This window comes from Paenibacillus sp. J31R34, assembly GCF_059383715.1.
The window spans coordinates 453,652-472,538 of sequence record NZ_JBXENU010000002.1; the positions used below are offsets into that span (position 1 = coordinate 453,652).

9 protein-coding genes are annotated in these 18,887 nt (G+C 48.4%); 2 read left to right on the forward strand and 7 right to left on the reverse strand.

Annotation, left to right across the window (positions count from 1 at the left end; all coding sequences use genetic code 11):
- Positions 1-84: 84 nt before the first annotated feature.
- Complete coding sequence (locus AC50YG_RS07400; protein ID WP_494825832.1) at positions 85-7,107, reverse strand: InlB B-repeat-containing protein; 7,023 nt, start codon at positions 7,105-7,107, stop codon at positions 85-87.
- 318 nt (positions 7,108-7,425) lie between these two features.
- Between AC50YG_RS07400 and AC50YG_RS07405 the strand changes: the two genes are divergently transcribed.
- Both AC50YG_RS07405 and AC50YG_RS07410 read left to right on the forward strand, forming a co-directional pair.
- Positions 7,426-7,608 (forward strand): hypothetical protein, encoded by a 183-nt coding sequence (locus tag AC50YG_RS07405; RefSeq protein ID WP_494825833.1) that lies wholly within the window; start codon positions 7,426-7,428, stop codon positions 7,606-7,608.
- A gap of 150 nt (positions 7,609-7,758) precedes the next feature.
- Positions 7,759-8,097, forward strand: coding sequence for a sensor histidine kinase (locus AC50YG_RS07410; RefSeq protein ID WP_494825835.1), 339 nt, complete (start codon positions 7,759-7,761; stop codon positions 8,095-8,097).
- Between the two features lie 330 nt (positions 8,098-8,427).
- Here AC50YG_RS07410 and AC50YG_RS07415 read toward each other — a convergent pair whose 3' ends face one another.
- The 6 genes from AC50YG_RS07415 to AC50YG_RS07440 form a co-directional block, all read right to left on the reverse strand.
- Positions 8,428-8,658, reverse strand: coding sequence for an NUDIX hydrolase (locus tag AC50YG_RS07415; RefSeq protein ID WP_494825836.1), 231 nt, complete (start codon positions 8,656-8,658; stop codon positions 8,428-8,430).
- A 220-nt stretch (positions 8,659-8,878) separates the two neighbouring features.
- Positions 8,879-10,612 carry a dockerin type I domain-containing protein gene (locus AC50YG_RS07420; RefSeq protein ID WP_494825838.1) on the reverse strand — a complete coding sequence of 578 codons (1,734 nt, stop codon included), beginning with the start codon at positions 10,610-10,612 and terminating at the stop codon, positions 8,879-8,881.
- 130 nt (positions 10,613-10,742) lie between these two features.
- Positions 10,743-13,811: an S-layer homology domain-containing protein gene (locus tag AC50YG_RS07425; protein WP_494825840.1), complete on the reverse strand. Its 3,069-nt coding sequence runs from the start codon at positions 13,809-13,811 to the stop codon at positions 10,743-10,745.
- A gap of 764 nt (positions 13,812-14,575) precedes the next feature.
- Positions 14,576-14,971, reverse strand: a complete 396-nt coding sequence (gene mutT / locus AC50YG_RS07430; protein ID WP_494825842.1) for an 8-oxo-dGTP diphosphatase MutT — start codon at positions 14,969-14,971, stop codon at positions 14,576-14,578.
- 15 nt (positions 14,972-14,986) lie between these two features.
- On the reverse strand, positions 14,987-18,145 hold the full coding sequence (locus AC50YG_RS07435) for a DEAD/DEAH box helicase (RefSeq protein ID WP_494825844.1): 3,159 nt from the start codon (positions 18,143-18,145) through the stop codon (positions 14,987-14,989).
- A 45-nt stretch (positions 18,146-18,190) separates the two neighbouring features.
- Positions 18,191-18,619 carry an Imm44 family immunity protein gene (locus AC50YG_RS07440; RefSeq protein WP_494825846.1) on the reverse strand — a complete coding sequence of 143 codons (429 nt, stop codon included), beginning with the start codon at positions 18,617-18,619 and terminating at the stop codon, positions 18,191-18,193.
- Positions 18,620-18,887 lie beyond the last annotated feature (268 nt).

Below are 18,887 nucleotides of genomic sequence, written 5' to 3' on the forward strand. Positions count from 1 at the left end.
CCAAGATATGGCCATACCGAACTCGCAGCAAAACAGCCTGCTCCGATGGGAGCAGGCTGTTCTAATTGTTTGATCTGTTAAAGGTTAATGCAAGGCCGGATCATACTTCATCACAATCACTTTATCACCTAAGATGGAGTTCGTATTTGGTCTAATAATATAGTTCACATAGATGTTGTCGTTCCTGTCTGAGCTGATCTGTAACCACATAATTTCAGCTACGTTAGCTGCGGAGATGCCGGCATACTCTACGACGCTCCAGGAATTGTTCTCGAATTTCATCACCGTCACCCTGTTGCCGAGTGAAGCATCCAGATAAGCAACGTAAGGATTACCCTGTCTGTCGAAGGCGATATCCGCGATGAGCTTCCCACCATGCGTTTGGATCGGGAAATCAGCAATGCCTACAGGCACCCAAGCATTCTCCACATATTTCACCACGGTCACCTTGTTATCTTTCGTATTGACGATATAAGGTACGCCGCTCGGATCAAGCTTGAAGGATGCCCCATAATAACCGCCTGGAACCGGGGGAGTGCTGAGAGAGGTCTTGGCAAGATTCGCACCCTCGTATTTCACAGCGGCAGCTAGAACTCCACTCTGAATGGTGTAATACGTATAGAATAGATAAAGAGTCTCTACTTCTCCTTCGCCATCAGAGTCTTTGCCAAACGCGATGACTAGATTATTAAAACTCCCAAACCCTATACTATCTATTCTTTTCCATTGGCCATCTATTAACCTCACCAAGTATATGGTATGAGTGGTCGTACTGGCATCGACATAAGCCATATGAGGAGTGTTCCCCTCGTCGAACACAATCGACATATTTGTTCCGAAATGCGTTATCGTACTGCCTACGGTTTCCCAAGCTTCCCCATTATATCGATATACCACGGTTCTCCATGATGCATCAATACGAGCAACATAAGCAAAATAAAGGTTGTCCTGACTGTCTATGGAGAGAGTTACGTCTACTGAACTATTCTGAGCCTCAGGGAAGGTGCCTGGACCGCCAACGATCTGCCACTCGTCTGTCGCTCCCACATATTTCTTCACGAACACCTCTTTATTAAAGTTCAATACAGCAACATAAGGAGTGCCATTACTGTCGACAACGACGTTGGACTGGCTGGACACAGCCAATTCTGACGTATCACCCAGTTCCAGCCACGATGTCATCGTCCACTTCGCGTACAGGGTAATATCTTCGGTCACCGCTGCCGAGAAGTCATAGGTAATCGTCAACTCGGGATCGCTGTACCAACCACCGAACCGATACCCCACCCACTTCGTTGCAGCAGGTGCCACAGCTTGTTCGCCAGGAATCACCGCCTGGCTCGTTACGGCTGGCCCGCCGTTGCTGTCGAAGCTCACCGTGTAGCTGTTAAATGACCACTTCGCGTACAGCGTGAGGTCAGCGATCACCTGTCTCTCCGTGAAGAGATAAGCTTCATTCAGTGCCTCGTCGCTGTACCAACCGATGAACGTATAACCGTCCTTCGTCGGTGCGGCAGGTGCCGCAGCCTTGTCGCCCTGTTCCACATGCTGGTCATCCACCAGCGATCCGCCGTTGCTGTTAAAGCGGACCGTGTAGATGGCCGTCCACTTCGCGTACAAGGTAAAGTTAGACGTCACCTGTGTCTCGAAGTCATAGGGTGTGTTCAGAACGGCATCCTTGTACCAACCGACGAACGTGTAGCCGTTCCTCGTCGGCGTGGCAGGCGCCGTAGCCTTGCCGTTATATTCCACCGGCTGGTTAGCCACCGCTGACCCGCCGTTACTGTTGAAGCTCACCGTGTAGCTGTTTATCGTCCACTTCGCATATAGCGTAAGGTTAGCCGTAATCGGTGTCGTCGAGAAGCTGAAGCGGCTCGTGCCCGTCAATTCGCTGTCAGTGTACCAACCTTCGAATGTATGGCCGCTCATCGTCGGTGAGCTAGGCGCTGTAGCCACGGCGCCGTCTTCCACCGTAAGGTTATCCACTGCCGTGCCGCCGTTGCTTTCGAAGCTAACCGTGTAGCTGTCTTTTGTGGCAATCGTCCACTTCGCATACAAGGTGAGGTCTTCCGTCACCCTTTCTGTCTCGAAGTCATAAGCACTCTCAAAATCTATATCGCGATACCAACCGCCGAACACATAGCCTTCCAATGTCGGTGCGCCAGGCGCCGCAGCCTTGGCTCCTTCGTAGACCGTCGCGTCAGGTACCTGCGACCCGCCGTTGCTGTCGAAGCTCACCGTGTAGCTGTGCAGCCACTTCGCATACAACGTGAGGTCTTCCGTCACCTGTGTCCCGAAGTCGTAGGAGATCGTAAGCGCGCTATCACTGTACCAGCCGCCGAACACCCAACCGTCCTTCGCTGGTTCAGTCGGTTCGCTTACCGGCAAACCGTAGCCTACCGTCTGAGCATCCACCGCAGACCCTCCATTGCTATCGTAGCTCACCGTGTTGTTGTTCAGCGTCCACTGAGCAGTGAACTCGACATCGTGCGCGGGCATCGTTGTCGAAGGAGCAGGCGACCATCCTGTGAATGCATGCCCCTGCCAAGTCGGAGCGGCAAGGTACGATTGGATCGTTGCCCCAAGCGGTACGTTAACAAACTCAGTTGCTTTGCCGGAGCCATTGTAATTGAGCGTCATCTTGTAGCTATCGCGCTTATAGTACAGCTTCAGCACCGTTGTACCTTTGCCCGTGATAAGAGCCTCCTGCACCGTTCCCGGTACGGTATCGTTGAATGTAAAGCCCTCATAGGACTTGGTTGGATTCGTCAGGCTCGCCACAGTATCGGTTGTCCCGCGATACGATTCCGTATCCACAACCGTATAGGTGTCGCTTCCGATATTCTGCAGTAAGTAGACGACCTGGTAAGACGTGTCCTCTCTCCCTGTCCACATTGCAGTATAGGTGGTGTCCGAAGCAGGCATCTCACTTGGAACGTCCGGCGACCACCCGGCGAACGTATATCCCTGTCTTGTCGGCACGGGTATACGAGCAGCGATATTCTTGCCTACTGCTTCCGTTAACGAGCTTCCAGGCGCACCCGCATAAGCCCAATTGAAGGTCATCGTTCGATTCATCGGGTAGTAATCAACCCTGACGACCGTCGAGCCGTCTCCCTTGATCGTGACACCGCTTAATTTACCTGTCGCATAGCCTTGGTCCTTAAACTTGTCGGAGCTGATCCGAATCTCCGTGCCGGTTGTTCCGGTCAAAGTCTCCGTAACGACAGGAGACGTCGATGTCTTGGTGTTCGGGTCTATCAAATAATGCCGAACGGTATACGGCGTATCCGTGTTCGGGACCCAGTGCGCGTACAGATTCCAATCCGAGGCAGGCATACGGCTCGGAATGGTAGCCTTCGTACCGCCGGAGGCAGTCCAGTACCAGCCATCAAAGGTGTATCCCGGATATACCGGGCTGTTCAAGCTGATCTCCGCGTTATATGGGGCGGCGACAACCTCGGTCATACCACCATTCTGCGGATGAAGTTGGAATATATAGTCGCCCACTCTTGCCAACCAATTCAACGGAATCTTGCGCGTGAGTGAATCTGACGAGTACGACAGCGGCGCGCCCTTCCAGGTGATGACCAGATTGCCCTCGCTCACCTGAATATCCTTGTTCACCACTTCAATCATCCCGGTATTCGCTCTATACCTGAAATTCCTGTTGTCCACCTGAATATCAAATCTCGAGCGGTCATACACCTGGGTATTCATCTCGCCAGTCTTCAAATCAAACGTACTCATCGTGAGCAGCGCCTGCGGCACAGAGATGGATGACGCGGAACCCGCCAAGTTCACTGTCGGCGCATCACCCTGCGAATAGGCAAAGTCGACAACTTGCTGCTGTTCCCCTACCGTGTAAAGCGGCCATGTATTCTCGTACACCGGTATGCTGGCCGAGAGCAATCCATCGCCCAATTGTGTACCTACTGAGCTCTCCAGATAGATGCCAATCTCAACTAACAGAGCGCCTAATGACCGGGATGTCTGCTTCCCATTCAACTGCTTCACCTGATAGTAGAAGTACCCCCATAGATTCACATAAGCGCCGGGTTCTACGGATAACCCAATGCTATTGAGCTTGACGCTTCCAACCCCTGCTTTGAGCTCCATTTGAATGCCTGCTCGCAATCCGAGCGTCCCCATGACATAGAAGGTGAATTGATAATTGCCGTCACCCGGCAAGCTTACGGTACTACTCGATCCTGTGAGCCTAAGCACGTGCAGGGTAGCCGAGTAGCGCTTGGCCGTCGTATAGTTAAAATCCGCCCCTATCGTCAAGTTCACATTGGCTTTGACAACGAACTCTGCGGTAAAGTTGATTTCAACAATACCCAGCGCCACGCGCTGGCTCTTGTTGACGAGCTCTTTCTTGATTAACGGAACCCAATCCGTCTCGTTCTCCATCATCTCTTGATACTGCGCCCTCAGCGACGCCTCGTCTACGCCGGTATCTTGCACGCCATCGATTAACGCTTGAATCTCGGTTGCGATATCCCGCACATGACCTAGTACGCCGCCATTATTCGCTTTATCCCAATCGTCGAGCGCATCCTGCAGCTTATCGTGTTCGACGGTGGCGATTTTCGCCGTAACGTTGATCCCGGTATAGCTGTAGGCATCTAGATTCGCGGTGACACGATAATCACTCGGGTAGGGTATGCAAAGAAACCATACGCATGCCTCTCCCCATTCCGTCTCTCCATTTACGCCTAGCCCCAGGCTTATCTCCTCAAGGAAAGTACCGGTCATATGGATGACGAGGTCACTCTCCTCATGAATCCGAATGACAATATCGGCTCCCACTTGAAGAGAGGCGCTTACACCAGAGGTTTGGCCTGCAATATGCTGCAGCTTCGTTCCGAGTGAAGCGACAACGGTCAGATTCTCCACGCTGACTTTGCTCTGGTCTGCCGATAGCATCTTCACATCCATATGTGATTTGAATTCATTCGTACTCAGAGCCAGAGCGGACAGATAGTCCGCGGCTTGATTGACGAATCCGCTGGCTGTCGCCTGCTGTTCAATCTGATCCTCGAGCCTCGCGATATCCTCCCTCGACAGCAGCTGATCGCCGTCAATCGCTTGCTGCTGATAGATGTCGAAGACATGCTTAATATCTTCCTCTGTGGCATCGGTATACGTAATGATATCCTTTTCCGCGTCTGGCACAATCGACGTAATGCGTCCATAACCGACCAGTTGGGAGCTTGCATCCGTTAGTTCACCCTCATAGAAAGCGATAAAATCGCCCACATCGACGGTGGTGAGTTCACTCAAGCCTAGTGACGCGTACTGGCTGTCGCTGTAGTTCATCGCGATATGATCTACCGTGATAGAGTGATTGTCCCGCTCTCCGTCCTCGTCTGCCTCTACGCTCACAGGCAGAACATCCGGCCTGAACAACACCTGCTTGGCATCCGCATGATCATAGGTGTAGGTACTGCCGTCAATCCCCGTAATCTGTACATAGGCGATAGCACCATCGGCGTCACCGGTTGTTTCTACCGTACGCTGATCGGGGCGAACCCCTTCATAGATGGCGACGGTATCGCCAACTTGAATCCCGACTGCACCGGTATACGTGAACGTTCCGCCACTTGCATTAGCCGCAGCGAGACCGGTATCGCTGTCGCCCACCGTCGTCGTGACCACCGGAATCGCCGGCGAATCTACATCCGCGCCATTCAGCATCATATCCGAAACTTCTGCGAAGGGCAGATAAATCATATTCGGATTCAATGGGATATTCATGACTTCCTGCTTGGCGACGCTGAATACATAGATGTTCGTCGTCGCGTCTTGGCCTTGGAAAGACAGCTTGTCGTCCGTCAACGTAAGCTGATAAGTATGGCCTTCTTCAAACAGACCGGTTGCAGACGCTACCGTGAAGTGTCCGTCCGCAGCGGTGACGGTAATCCGCGCGGAGTCCGGATTCGCGATATCTTCAAACGTCATACCCGCCTGTACCTCTGCTGCCGTCAGACTGCCGGTTTCATCGTTTACAAGGATGGTGAAGTCCGGTGCGACATTCAGCACCGAATAGCTGGGAATGTTCTGTACCGCATTACTAATGTTATCGATATACTTTGCATACAACCTCGTATCAGCAGCAATGGTACTGCCATTCGCAAAAATAAGAGAAAGCTCGCTATCCCTAAACCAACCTTGAAAAATATACCCTTCTTTCACAGGAGCAGGCAGATTACTTAGCACTTCCCCTTGCCGTACCGTCCAGGCGTTAATCTCCTTGCCTCCGTTGCTCTCGAACGTAAGCGTATATGTAGAGGCATTAGGGGTAGAACCGCCTCCGTTCGTTCCTCCCCCGCTATTGCTTCCACCATTATTGCCGGGTTCAGATGTCGGCTTCGGTGTCGGTGCCGTTGGATTCTGATTTTTCCACGTCTGCACAACTTCGTTATTGCGCATGAAGAGAACAGCCGCTTCCGCACGAGTCGCTTGGACATGCGGATTGAAATTGCCATTCCCATCTCCGAGGAACAAACCTGCTTGCCACAGCTTGACGACCGCGTCAACCGCCCAAGAAGAAACATCGGCGAGATCCCCCGGCTTCGTGGTTACGCGATTGCTTGTTTGATAGGGAATCTGATAGCTTTCGAAATACCGCAAATTCAGCGTCGCCATCTGCTCTCTGGATACGATTGCGTCCGGAGAAAAGTTCCGACCGCCCGTGCCGGTGACAATCCCTTTCTTAGCCGCCCATTCTACATATGGCGCATACCAAATGCCCGGCTGCACATCGGCAAAGGTCGAGGTTGAATACTCGCTTACATCCACACCTGCCATTCGTCCAAGCGCCGTCACATACATGGCACGCGTCATTGTGCTCTGGGGCGAGAAGGTGCCAACGCCCGTTCCGCTGAATATGCCGTTCTTCTGGACATATTCGACCGCATCATAGAACCAGTCCGTTGGACGAACATCCTGGAACCCAGGTTCGGCCGCTATCACCTGCTGCGTTGGCAGTTCGGCCGCTATCACCGGCTGCGCCGGCAGTTCTGCCGCTGCCGCCTGTTGCACTGGCAGTACGGTCACCAACATGCTGATGACCAGCAACCATGTCAGAATCTGAGATTTCAACTTCCATACCCGCTTTGCTATCTTCTTCAAACCCATTCAACCCTTCCATTAGCTGCTATGAATCTCTTTTACCTCCATACCGCTTTCCCTATCAGATTAAAAACGGTATAGTCCTCCTTCGCTTCGTCCTTGTAAATATATGTAGATTTGTGTCACTATTTTATCATCTTTAATAGGACCAATTGCGGAGTGTAAAGAAAACTTTAAACTCGCGTTTACTCGCACTTGCGTTAAGGAAGCGCAAGACCTGAAGGTTGTCTCGATCTGAAGAAAGTTTCCTATCGTCGCTCAGCTCTTTGTAGGACACTTTTCCCTTTAATGATGATAATATTTAGATATTTTACTTGCTTATCGAGCAGTCTGCCCGCCCATCTGGCAACGAAGCTGGTGTTTTTCCAGCCCGAGAATGACAGCGTAGAGCTGGTTATGCAAGTCGCCAACATCCAACATAAGCGAGGCGGCATCATCAAATATATGGAGTTGGGGGCAGTGATACGTTAGCCGTCAAGACCCAACTGACAATCGCTGCCGAAATGTTCACCACCTCAAGCCTGCTGGTGATCGGCATGCATCAGTTGATGTTATTCATACTGCGACGGAAAGATAGGGCCCATTGTATTTTGGCCTGTTCACCTTGCGTTGTTCAATCTCGTGTCGAACGCCATGAAGTTCACCTCCAAAGACGGGCTGGTGCATATTGTGCTGGCTGCGGATGAGGTGAACCTTTCCCGTTGCGCGAAAATTAGCGTACAAAACTCTGACACGGGTATTCCTCCAGACCAACTCGAGCAAATCTTTGATCGTAATTACAGGTATGATGGACTGAGCCCGGGGAATGGCGTAGAGGGAAGTGGGCTTGGACTGGGGATTTGCAGGAATATCGTCCGGCGCATGGTGGAACGGTTCGAGCGGAGAGCGACGGCAAGACGGGGTCAATTTTCTATGTATCGCTTCCTTGTATTGGAGTCTATGGCAGCGACACTTATATAACCAAGCGGTTCAATCCTGAGATGTAAGCGTCAAATCTGTGTCTGGTAACAACAAAGAAGGGCTCGTCGCCCCAATGTCATTAAGTTAAGGATCAAGTTCAGAAATCAAAGGCAAGAGCAGGTTATTGAATAGATACCCCACTCTTGCCCTTGAAAAAACCTGAAATACAACTTAACATGCAGTTAGAAATGTGTAGTGCAGCTTCGCTTTAAGAGATGGCTGACTGCGTATAGACATGAAAAAACCCATCATAGATAGACGTAGAACGTTTTGTTTTTCTACTATCTACTATGATGGGAGCATATCCGTTAAGAAATCGTCTTTTTCAAGCTATTCTAGGCTCTGTTCGAGCTCCAGCCTCTCAACAAACTTAATATCGGCAGGTGCAAAGCTGTATTCTTTCAGCTCCTCACGAGAAACACAACGATAATCATCATGATTGACTAAAATAATTTCCCCGCTTACATATGTCGCTTTATACGCAACTAGCCGAATATGAGTAGCCCCATAATAATGATCGATCACACCAAACCATTCATGGGGAAAAATCTCAATCTGCATTTCTTCCAGCAGCTCTCTGCGGAGACAGGTCTGCGTCTATTCTCCCTGCTCGATTTTACCGCCGGGAAACTCTCATAGCCCTTCATGCCTCACATACTCCGCCTCCCCTAGAAAAATAAACGGCGACGTGAAGCTATGCTCTTCCTTGTATTCACGAACAAATATGGCGATACGGCTGACCTCAGACTTTACATCGAGTTACTTTCCAATTACTGAATGCTTAGGTTCTTCCTATAATATAGGCCAGGATTGCCTTAACATCCAGCTCATCCACAAATCCATCATTATTGAAGTCCGCTGCTGCCAATTGATCCGGTTCTAGTGTGATTTGTCCCTTCAGATACTTCACTAGCAACTGGGCGTCCGCAGACGATACGCTGCCAGAGCCATCAAGATCACCCTTAACAATCTGGATGTAATAGGCTGTGTATGTGGTCTCCGCAGTGATTATCATCGCCTTCAACTCTTCGCTGCTCAGCTTGGTCACACCACCATCGTTGCTCCAGCCTGTGAACCGATAGCCACTATCTGGAGTAACAGTGGGCACAGCTACTGGCTTGGCTCCAACTTCAACGTCCTCGCTCTGTGCGCTGATTGTCCCATGATCGCCAGGCTGATAGCTCACCTTCAATAAATGGAGAGAAAGGACAGCTGTGTTCGAGATTAATTGCTGCCCGGAGGCACCGGTAATGATGACGCGATACAGATAACCGTTCATATTCTGTAATACTGGATTAATAGTCAGGCTGCTGCTTGTTGCTCCACTCACATCCGTAAAGCCGTTACCTGTACCTGTCGTATCTAGCTGCCATTGATAGGTAAGGCCACTGCCGCTGGCTGTTACAGAGAAGGTAGCAGTTGCACCAACATCCACCGGTGTATCTTCCGGCTGCTTAGTAATGCTTAAATCGGCTCCTACCTGGTACAATCCAGCATTACCGCCGACAAGCAGCTTCCCGTTTCCATATTGCATAGCACCAAAAGAAGTGGAAGTAATGTCACTGTCTGGTGTCGCGATGGATGTCCACGTAGTCCCGTCATCGGATGACATGAGCACGGTTCCGTTAGAACGCAATACATACACATTATTGTCTTCATCAACAGCTAGAGCGCGGTAATTGCTGCCTGAGGGCAATAATCTGGTTACTGTAGTGCCTACAAGCTTCCATACTCCGTCTGCCCCGGAAATATAAGTTGTCCCTCCGGCTTGAGCAAGGTCGCTAAAGTCCGTATCTGTAGAGCTCACCTGAATAGAATTCCAGGTAGAGCCTCCGTTAGTCGAATAGTAAATATTTTTTCTTAGATCTCCTAAGATGAATCGACTGTTAACCTGATCGTATACAGCATTTATAATGCGAACGCCACTGAATGTATTTTTCGTCCATGCCTTCTCTTCTATATTCCCAGTGGATGAAGCTTGCCGATAGATGACATTGCTATTGCCAGCTCCCATTACAAAATTACTTCCGTCAGTAACAACGGGTCCAAGCAACAAACTTTCCATTGGAAAGGCGGATGGAGTCCAACTGGAGCTGGTATTGGATGTATCATTCATGTAACCCAAGAAAGAAGTAGTCGTATAATCAAAAAAGTCTGTAGACATGTTATATCCCGTCGCATAGGTTCTATCTCCAATAAAGGACAGGGCTTCCAGGTTAAAACTCTTGCTCGAACCGAAGGTATCCTTGCCAATGATTTTGGTCCATGTCTGCATATCCGTGGATTGGTGAGCGACATTATAACCACCAGTCAATTGCGATTTGTAGTAAAAGGTACCGTTGTTGTAATAGAGCTTCATTGCGGAACCTATGTTATCCTTGAGCAGCTTGTATTTATACTGCGGAGCCGTTGCTGAACCATCTGCTTGTACCTCGTCCTTGGAAAGCAACAAGCTGACCAGCAAGGTGGAGACCAACGACAGGCATAAAGCAACTTTTCCTACTTTTTTGAGCATAAATTGATCTTTCTCCTCTCGATAATGCAAAAATGCATTCCATATTTCCCATGATGCAAGCAGAAATACCGCTTAAAGAACGTCTGCCAACGTATACAAACACAGGGGGCGAATAGCCCCCTGAACTGAACTAATCAATCAGACCGGATTGACGCAGAAGCCTTTGAACAACCGCCGCTACCTCGGCGCGAGTCATATGCTGCTTAGGTGCCAGCTCAGCAGAGCCTCTACCAGTTACAATGCCTGCCTGCACGCTGTCGGCTACACCGTCTTGCGCCCAAGTCGATACAGCTGTTGCATCCTTGAACGAACCGAGTACGGCAGTTGTGGATGTGTTCACAGAAGATTGCTTGTCCTTAAGTCCAGTCAACTTCATCGCCTTCGCCAGCATGACCATCGCCTGCTCACGCGTAATCTTTTCGTTCGGACGGAATGTACCATCTTCATATCCACCAATCAGGTCGTATGCTTGTGCTGTGCTGACTGCCTTGCTGTACCAGTCCGTCTGCAACACATCCGAAAATGCTGTTTCTCCCTGCTCGAAAGCAAGTCCCAGCCCCCGTACAAGGATAGCTGCAAACTCCGCCCGGGTGATGTCGCGATTCGGACTGAACTGCCCATCGCCAGTCCCTTCAATAATCATCCGTGACCCCAAATCATTCACAGCGGACTGTGACCAATGCGAAGCCACATCGTCGAATTCCACCGGATGCCATACAACGGAATAGGTGCTGTTAGTCAAACTGTTAATTTGCGCATAATAGGTTCCACCATCATTCACGATCTTCGTCGGTACATGCCGCACGCTGCCGTCTGGAGCAACCACGACACCTGTCGTGAGCTTGTTCGGATCGACTCCAGCCGGAATCACGATGCTCCGCTGCACGTAAGCATTGAATTTCGACACTTCAACAATAGTATCACCATTCACGGCCTTCACTGTAAATTCAATCGGCGGCACCTCGAAAGTGAACGAGCCTTTCGCAGCTGTATCCTCTACTATCTTCAGCATACTTGCTGTTGTCGCAGCGATTTCAATGTATATTTTTATATCCTTCAGTGCAACGGACCTGCCCATTTTCTCCGTAATGGCATCAATCTGGATTTGACTTGCAGGGAGCGTATACGTCGCCTGAAGGGTCCTGAGTTCGACCACCGCCTGCTTGCTTTCCATGTTCTTGACCATTTGACCGTTCAACTCGCCAATGATTACATCCGAGCTTGTGCTGACCGGGATCGTGATGACCGCTCCCTGGCCTTCTACTGCAAGCCTTTGCTCCAGCTTCTGCGGATCAACCTGAATGGTTATTACCTTCTGGCCGCTGCGATCGCTTGTGACCACCGTCCCCGCTTGCTCAGCCTTGCCATTGACTAGAATCTCCACGCCGGCAGCCTGGGATGGCGTTGTCGTTACAGGCGTACCGGTACCACCACTGGTGCTGCTGCTGTAAGGGTCCACTGCATTGGATACAACTGAAGCAGCGCTCGCCCCGATTGTATTCACAGCTTTTACCGTGAACGTATAGCTTGTTCCATTGGTCAAACCAGTCACGACGATTGGACTTGCCGTTCCTGTCACAACAACTCCACCCGGCTCGGCAGTAACCTCGTAGCCAGTAATCGAGCTACCGCCATCGCTTGCCGGTGCTGTGAAGCGGACCGTTGCTTGTCCATTTCCCGCAATAGCTGTCACGTTCGTTGGCACTCCCGGAACGGTTGCAGGCGTCGGTGTGTCAGGTCCGGAACCACCTCCGGCGCTTGGAGTTGCACTCTGCTGTACCGAAGCATCGCTCAGCCCATGAGCATTGCCTGCTTTGACCGTAAAGTAATAAGCTTGACCGTTGCTCAGATTCTTGACCGTGTAGACAGAGGCCGCTACACTCGCGATCTTCTGTTCACTATATCCCTCGGGCTCTGTAGACATGTAAATGTTGTAATATGTCGCTTCTGTTACTGTAGTCCATTCCAGATAAGCCTGACTGTCTCCTCCAACTGCTGTCAGTCCTTGTGGAACAGCAGGTACGTCCAAATTTCCAGACGACGGCGAGACCGTTACTTTACCGGGATTCAGTGTCTTCTCCATCTCATTTGCCGAAGCATCTGTGACACTAAATTGATTCAAGTCTGACGTCTGCACGGTCAGAGCCTTCTGTCCATTTGTCGCCTCGCTCTTGATGAGGAAGCTCACCGTGAACAGCTCGTCTCCAGCCATAATCGGCGTATCTCCGCCGTCACTGTCTACCCAGACCGTCTTGAGCCAGCCTGATGTATTATTATAATTGGAGTCGAAGTAGTCGCCCGCTGCACCTTGAATATCCGTCACTTCCAGGGCGCCTGCATCAAAGTCTATTCGCAGCATGTAGGAGCCGACTCCAGAAATCTCGCTAACGGCTCTTACCGAGACATTGACTGTCTCACCCGGCGCTCCGGCTATACTGCCAATGCCGATCGTTACCGTATGACGCTGCCATTTGGCATAAAGTGTCGTGTTCGCCTTAACTCCTGCTGAGGAGAAATCCCAGGCCGATGTCCCTTCCGGGTCGGTGTACCAGCCCATGAAGCTGTAGCCTTTCCTGATCGGAGCAGGCGGCTCGCTGATGGTTGCTCCGCTGTTTACATCGATGACGCTCTCCACCAAGCTGCCTCCTTGTGAATCGAAGGCCACTGAATACTTCGCTGCTGTAACCGTAATACTTCCATTAGAAACATAGATTGAATCGGATGAATCATTAACTACATAATTCGTTACATTTACCATTAAATCACCAGGTAGTACACTTTCTTTGATTCTGAAGTTCAGTGTAGCAATCTTGGTCTTCTCCAAAATTACTGTATTTGAAAGAAGTGCATTGAAGTGAATGCTGCCTGTTGTGCTGCTATCAATTGCGTAGGTCTCTGTACTGCTTACATGAAGCTCGTCATCCACTGACAGCAATTCAAGTGAACTGGCATCGTATTCGAGCGAGAAATCAAATTTATAAATAAGGTCTTCCGGCTCGGTAAACACTGCCATACTTACTGTATCTCCCGGCTTACCCTCCGTACTGCTCACTTCAATGGCAGGCAGATTATCTGTACCCGAGGAACTTCCAGCTCGAACCGTCGGACTGACGGACAGCACCAGACAAATAACTAGCAAGAGGGATATCCATCTTCTCCAGCCCGCCAAATTTCGCTCCTTCATCTCATAAAATTTCATGTGCTCAACCCTTTCCTGAAATGATCGCCAAGATTGCCTTGACATCCTTGTCATCACAATACCATCGCCAGCATTTATAGCCCATTGTCGGCAGAGAATCCAGATTCCCGAGGGGTATCCGGCCATGGCCCTCGCTATACTTCATTACAACGACATTCAGCGCGTCACTTACATTCTGAAAAGTCACATAGGATGTACCATCCTCTTCTTCCTCTTGTTCAATTACAAAATCTATAAGCTTTTTTAACTCTCCTGCAATGTGCGTATGCCACCACAGATCGTCATACTTTTGTCCCCTTCCTTTTAGCCTAGTATAAAAAATCGCACCTTAAAAAAACCTTAAAAATCGACATAATTCCACAGCATGTTGCCTTCACAAAGAACGCATATATGCCAAATTACATGAATCATTATATGAACAATGACCTTGATCAGTCGTTTTCTCCTGCAAAAAAACAAGTCATAACCACCGACTAAGCGGTGGTTATGACTTGTTTTAAAGGTAAATGTGGCCGTTTCACACCCATTTCACATCAACAAACCATGTACAGAAAATACGAATTATCCTTCATAACCCTCTGCTTCACAATAAGGATTTGAATCATGTTCAAGGCATCTTTTTTACAACATGTCGTTCTACATCTAATGAAATTGGACTCCTTTTAGACATTGCAAAAACCCCCATCATGGTAGCAGTAGAAGTTTTGTTTTTCTACTATCTACTATGATGGGAGCATATCCGTTAAGAAATCGTCTTTTTCCATCTATTCTAGGCTCTGTTCGAGCGCCAGCAGCTCAACAAACTTAATATCGGCTGGCGCGAAGCTATATTCTTTCAGCTCCTCACGACGAACCCAACGATAGTCATCATGATCGACTAAAATAATTTCACCGCTCACGTATTTGGCTTTAAACGCGATTAGCCGGATATGAGTAGCACCATAATAATGGTCATTTACACCAAAGCATTCATGGGGAAAAATCTCAATCTGCATCTCTTCCAGCAGCTCTCTGCGGAGACAGGCCTGCGCCGATTCTCCCTGCTCGATTTTCCCGCCAGGAAACTCCCATAGCCCTTCCTGCGATTTTCCTTTTTTGCGCCGAGCGATTAAGAGCTGATTCTGTTCATTGCTTATAATTGCCGCAGCCACCTCGAGCATTCCAATCCCCTCCTCCTAAACAATGGCTTTATTCGCTGCCGGCACTAAAGCAGGAGGCATCTCCTTCTTCAAGCGCCATACAAAGCTCATCGGCTTATTTCCTTCGTGTCTAACATATTCCACTTCTCCTAAAAACATAAAAGGCGACGTGAAGCTATGCTCTTCCTTGTATTCACGAACGAATAAGGCAATGCGATGGCCAAGCTGCTTATGCTGAATATATCTTTGAGCGGTTTTCGTCTCCTCCGAGATGCGGCTTTGAGTCTGCCAATGGAACAAACGCTCGTTGATCGCATAGTCTTCGTATAGGGTGGACGGCGAAAAATCCTTATCTGACTTATTGAGCGTAATAAAGAAAATATCCGTGCCCTTGTCCTCCAAATATTTCACGCCTTCACGGAAGCTTGGCGCCTTATGCTCGTTCCAAACCCCAAAAGCCGCTAATATTTGATTGGTCGAATACCTGCAATGCAAATCCAATGGACAATCATATGGAAAAGCATTTGACTCGTCAACGAAATTGATATGCTTCATATTATAGGATAAAATATCAATGATTTCTTCCCGGAACGCTGGGCAGGAAATAATAAACTGAATGCCCTGCTCTATACTCGTAAAGCCTTGCTTGCTAGGCTCAGATGAATAGAACGTGTAGTAGAACAGATTCAGCATAAGCTGCTCTTCGTCTGTAGCCACATTTTTTTCATCGGATAGGTAAGCAATGAGGAATTTTAATAGCCTACGAGAGTTAAAGCTTAGCAAGGCGGGCAATCGTTTGACTAAATAATCCTCCTGCTCCATTTCGAAAGCATCTAGAACCTCTGCTTCCACCATCAAGCCTCGAAAGGAACGTTTCCCTGTTCTCCCGCCATAAAGCTCATGTAAGGTCATTCCATGGTATTGGACAAAATTCTCAAGGCTCAGCTCAAGTCCTGTGTCCCCTTCAAAATATTTCAGCTTATAAATCAGGCTTCGTCTGTTTATCGTTGCCTGCTTCAAATTATGTAGAATGAAGGTTTTGGCGAGCTTCTCTAGCTGAATAAAGCTGCCCTTCGGCAGGCTCGAAAAACCATGCTCTACATAATGCTGGACAGAATGCTTCGTTTTTCCCAATATCGCTCGAAACTTATCTTGAAAATTGTAGTCCTTATGCGATTGGCCAATAAAATCAAGAACCGTCAAGCATTCCTTCCCTTCCGCCAACCGGAGGCCCCGGCCTAATTGCTGCAAAAACACCGTCAGACTTTCCGTTGGGCGCAGGAACAACACCGTATTCACTTCTGGTATATCGACACCTTCATTATAGAGGTCTACGACAAAAATCATTTTCAGCTCGCCATTAACGAGCTTATGCTTGACTTGACTCCGGTCTTGTTCACTTGAACCACCATGCAACGCTTGCGCTGGAATACCCGCTTCATTAAACACTTTAGCCATATACAGCGCATGGTTAACCCCTACACAAAACCCAAGGCCCTTTACGTCGTCTACATCGGTCACATATTTTTTCAGACTGTTAATGATTTGTGTGGCCCGAATTTTGTTGTTCGTATATAGGTTTTCTAGCTCCTGCAGGTCGTAGCCACGTCTTGACCATTTCACCTGAGACAGATCCACATGATCGCTCACCCCAAAATATTGAAAGGGACTAAGCAGCTTTCGATCAATCGCATCTGTCAGACGAATTTCCGCAGCAATCGTATCGTCAAAATAATGCAGAACATCCTTGCCATCCATCCGCTCAGGCGTTGCTGTTAAGCCCAATAAGATGCTCGGTCGGTAATGGTTTAACAGCTTCTGATAGGTCGGCGCCGCCGCATGGTGAAACTCATCCACAATAATAAAATCGTAGTAGTCCGCTGTTGTATGCTCCGTTAACTTAAGCGTATTAAAGCTTTGAATACTGATAAAAAGGTGATCCATAGACTCGGCCTGATGACTCCCGACATGTAGCTCACCAAAGTTCAAGTCCTTCAGGACAAAGCGGAACGTGTCTAGGCTTTGCTTCAAAATCTCTTCCCGATGGGCCACGAATAACAGCCTGGCACTGGCGTTCCGCTGAGTAAAGCGTCGATAGTCAAAAGCGGAAATGACCGTTTTGCCTACACCTGTAGCGGCGACGAGCAAATTTTTCGACCTGCCGTATAGCGTTCTCTCCGCTTCCAGCTTCTCAAGGATTTCCTTCTGATAATCGTAAGGCATAATATTGAAGGCAAAAAACATCGTTTCTTGATTCGGATCATTTTTATCCCGTTTTCCAAGTGCTTGCTTTAGTCGGTCTTCATGCTCCGGTTCGTTAGCTGAATAACTGGCAAACTCACGATCATTCCAATAGCTCTCGAAGGTCGCTTCGATTTTTTTCAGAACGTCGTAGGAATCCTTCTCCGTTACCTTCAAATTCCACTCTAATCCACTTGTAAGCGCCGGATTTGAAAGATTGGATGAGCCGACATAAGCGGTCGTAAATCCAGTATCCCTTTTGAAAACATAAGCTTTGGCATGCAATCTTGTACGACTGCTATCATAGGAGATTTTGATTTCTGTATTAGGCAGCTTGCTTAGCTCCATAACCGCTTTGAAATCTGTCGCTTCCATGTAGGTCGTCGTGATGACCCGTAGTCGCCCGCCTCGTGCAGTAAATTGCTCAAGCTGCTCCATGAGGCAACGAAGCCCACTCCATTTGATAAAAGAAACGAGAAATTCAATACGGTCTGCGGTTACAATTTCCTGCTTTAATTCGTTTAACATATTAGGCTCGGCATGTGAACCTGTGAAAAGCGAGCTTTGGGATAGCGGCGTCGTTGGACGCACAATCTTATCGTTTTTGATCGCACGATGAGAATTTAGCTTGGCATACACGTAGGTAAGGATTTCCCCTTGCTCGTGTAGCTCCAGCTCTTCGTAATCCTGATGATCGAGGCTATTTCTGAGCGAGGCAATCATTTCGTTGCAGGCTCGAACCTGCGCTAGTACCGCTTCCTCGTCGCTGCTGGAACTCTCGCGTACCAGCTTTAATGCTCGGCGAATGACCGTCGCGATATAATTAGAAAGCAGCTTCCGAGCTTCCTCCGGATCAAGCGGCTCCTTGCCAATATCATAGGCCGACGGATCTAATGCTTCCAGTTGCCTCAACGTTCCGTTATTGATGATCTGTTCATAAAGACCTTGCTTCATGGAACACCTCTGTGTGTTTGAAATCAGTCATTAAGCATGCTTCATTTAGTAGGCTTCGTATTCATCTGCGTACACTTCTGCTTCTGTTTTCAACCAGCCGATTTCTTTCAGCCATGTATTCATGTCGTTTAGAAACTCATTAGTATTTAGATTTTCTATCTTGTATTTCTTGAGGTTCTCACTCAAGAAGTTATAAAAATAATGGCTAAGCTCATATCTCTGGCTCTGCTTTGATAAGGTCTTATATTTATTTTCACTAACCGTCATATCAAAATAAATCGTATTGTCCTTCTTTAAATACCTGGCTTTTGAAGTTCTATCATATTCCTCAGGAAGGCAGCGAAAAACAAAAAACAGTTCAATATCACAGTCCTGATACTTCTGTTCCGCTTTCTCAAACATTAGCTCCAATTCGTCAGATAGAAGGGCAACTAACGTTAATCCTGATGTATCTGATGATTTACCAAGTTTCATTGTTTTTCTCCTTCCTTAGTGCGTGACTTTTAAAGAGATATATCCTTATATTAACATAGATGAATAAAGGAATAGAAAGAAGAACAGCCCTAATTATAGGACTGTTCTCAGATTGTCGAGAAACCCTACGTCTTGTCTAAAGTCGTAGGGTTTCTCTTTGTTTTGTGGGATCTAAATGATGATTAAGGAATGGGCCCCCTCTTTACTATTGTTATTATCAATAAATATCTAAATAAATTGCCTTTACGTTCTAATAGTGAGCTACACT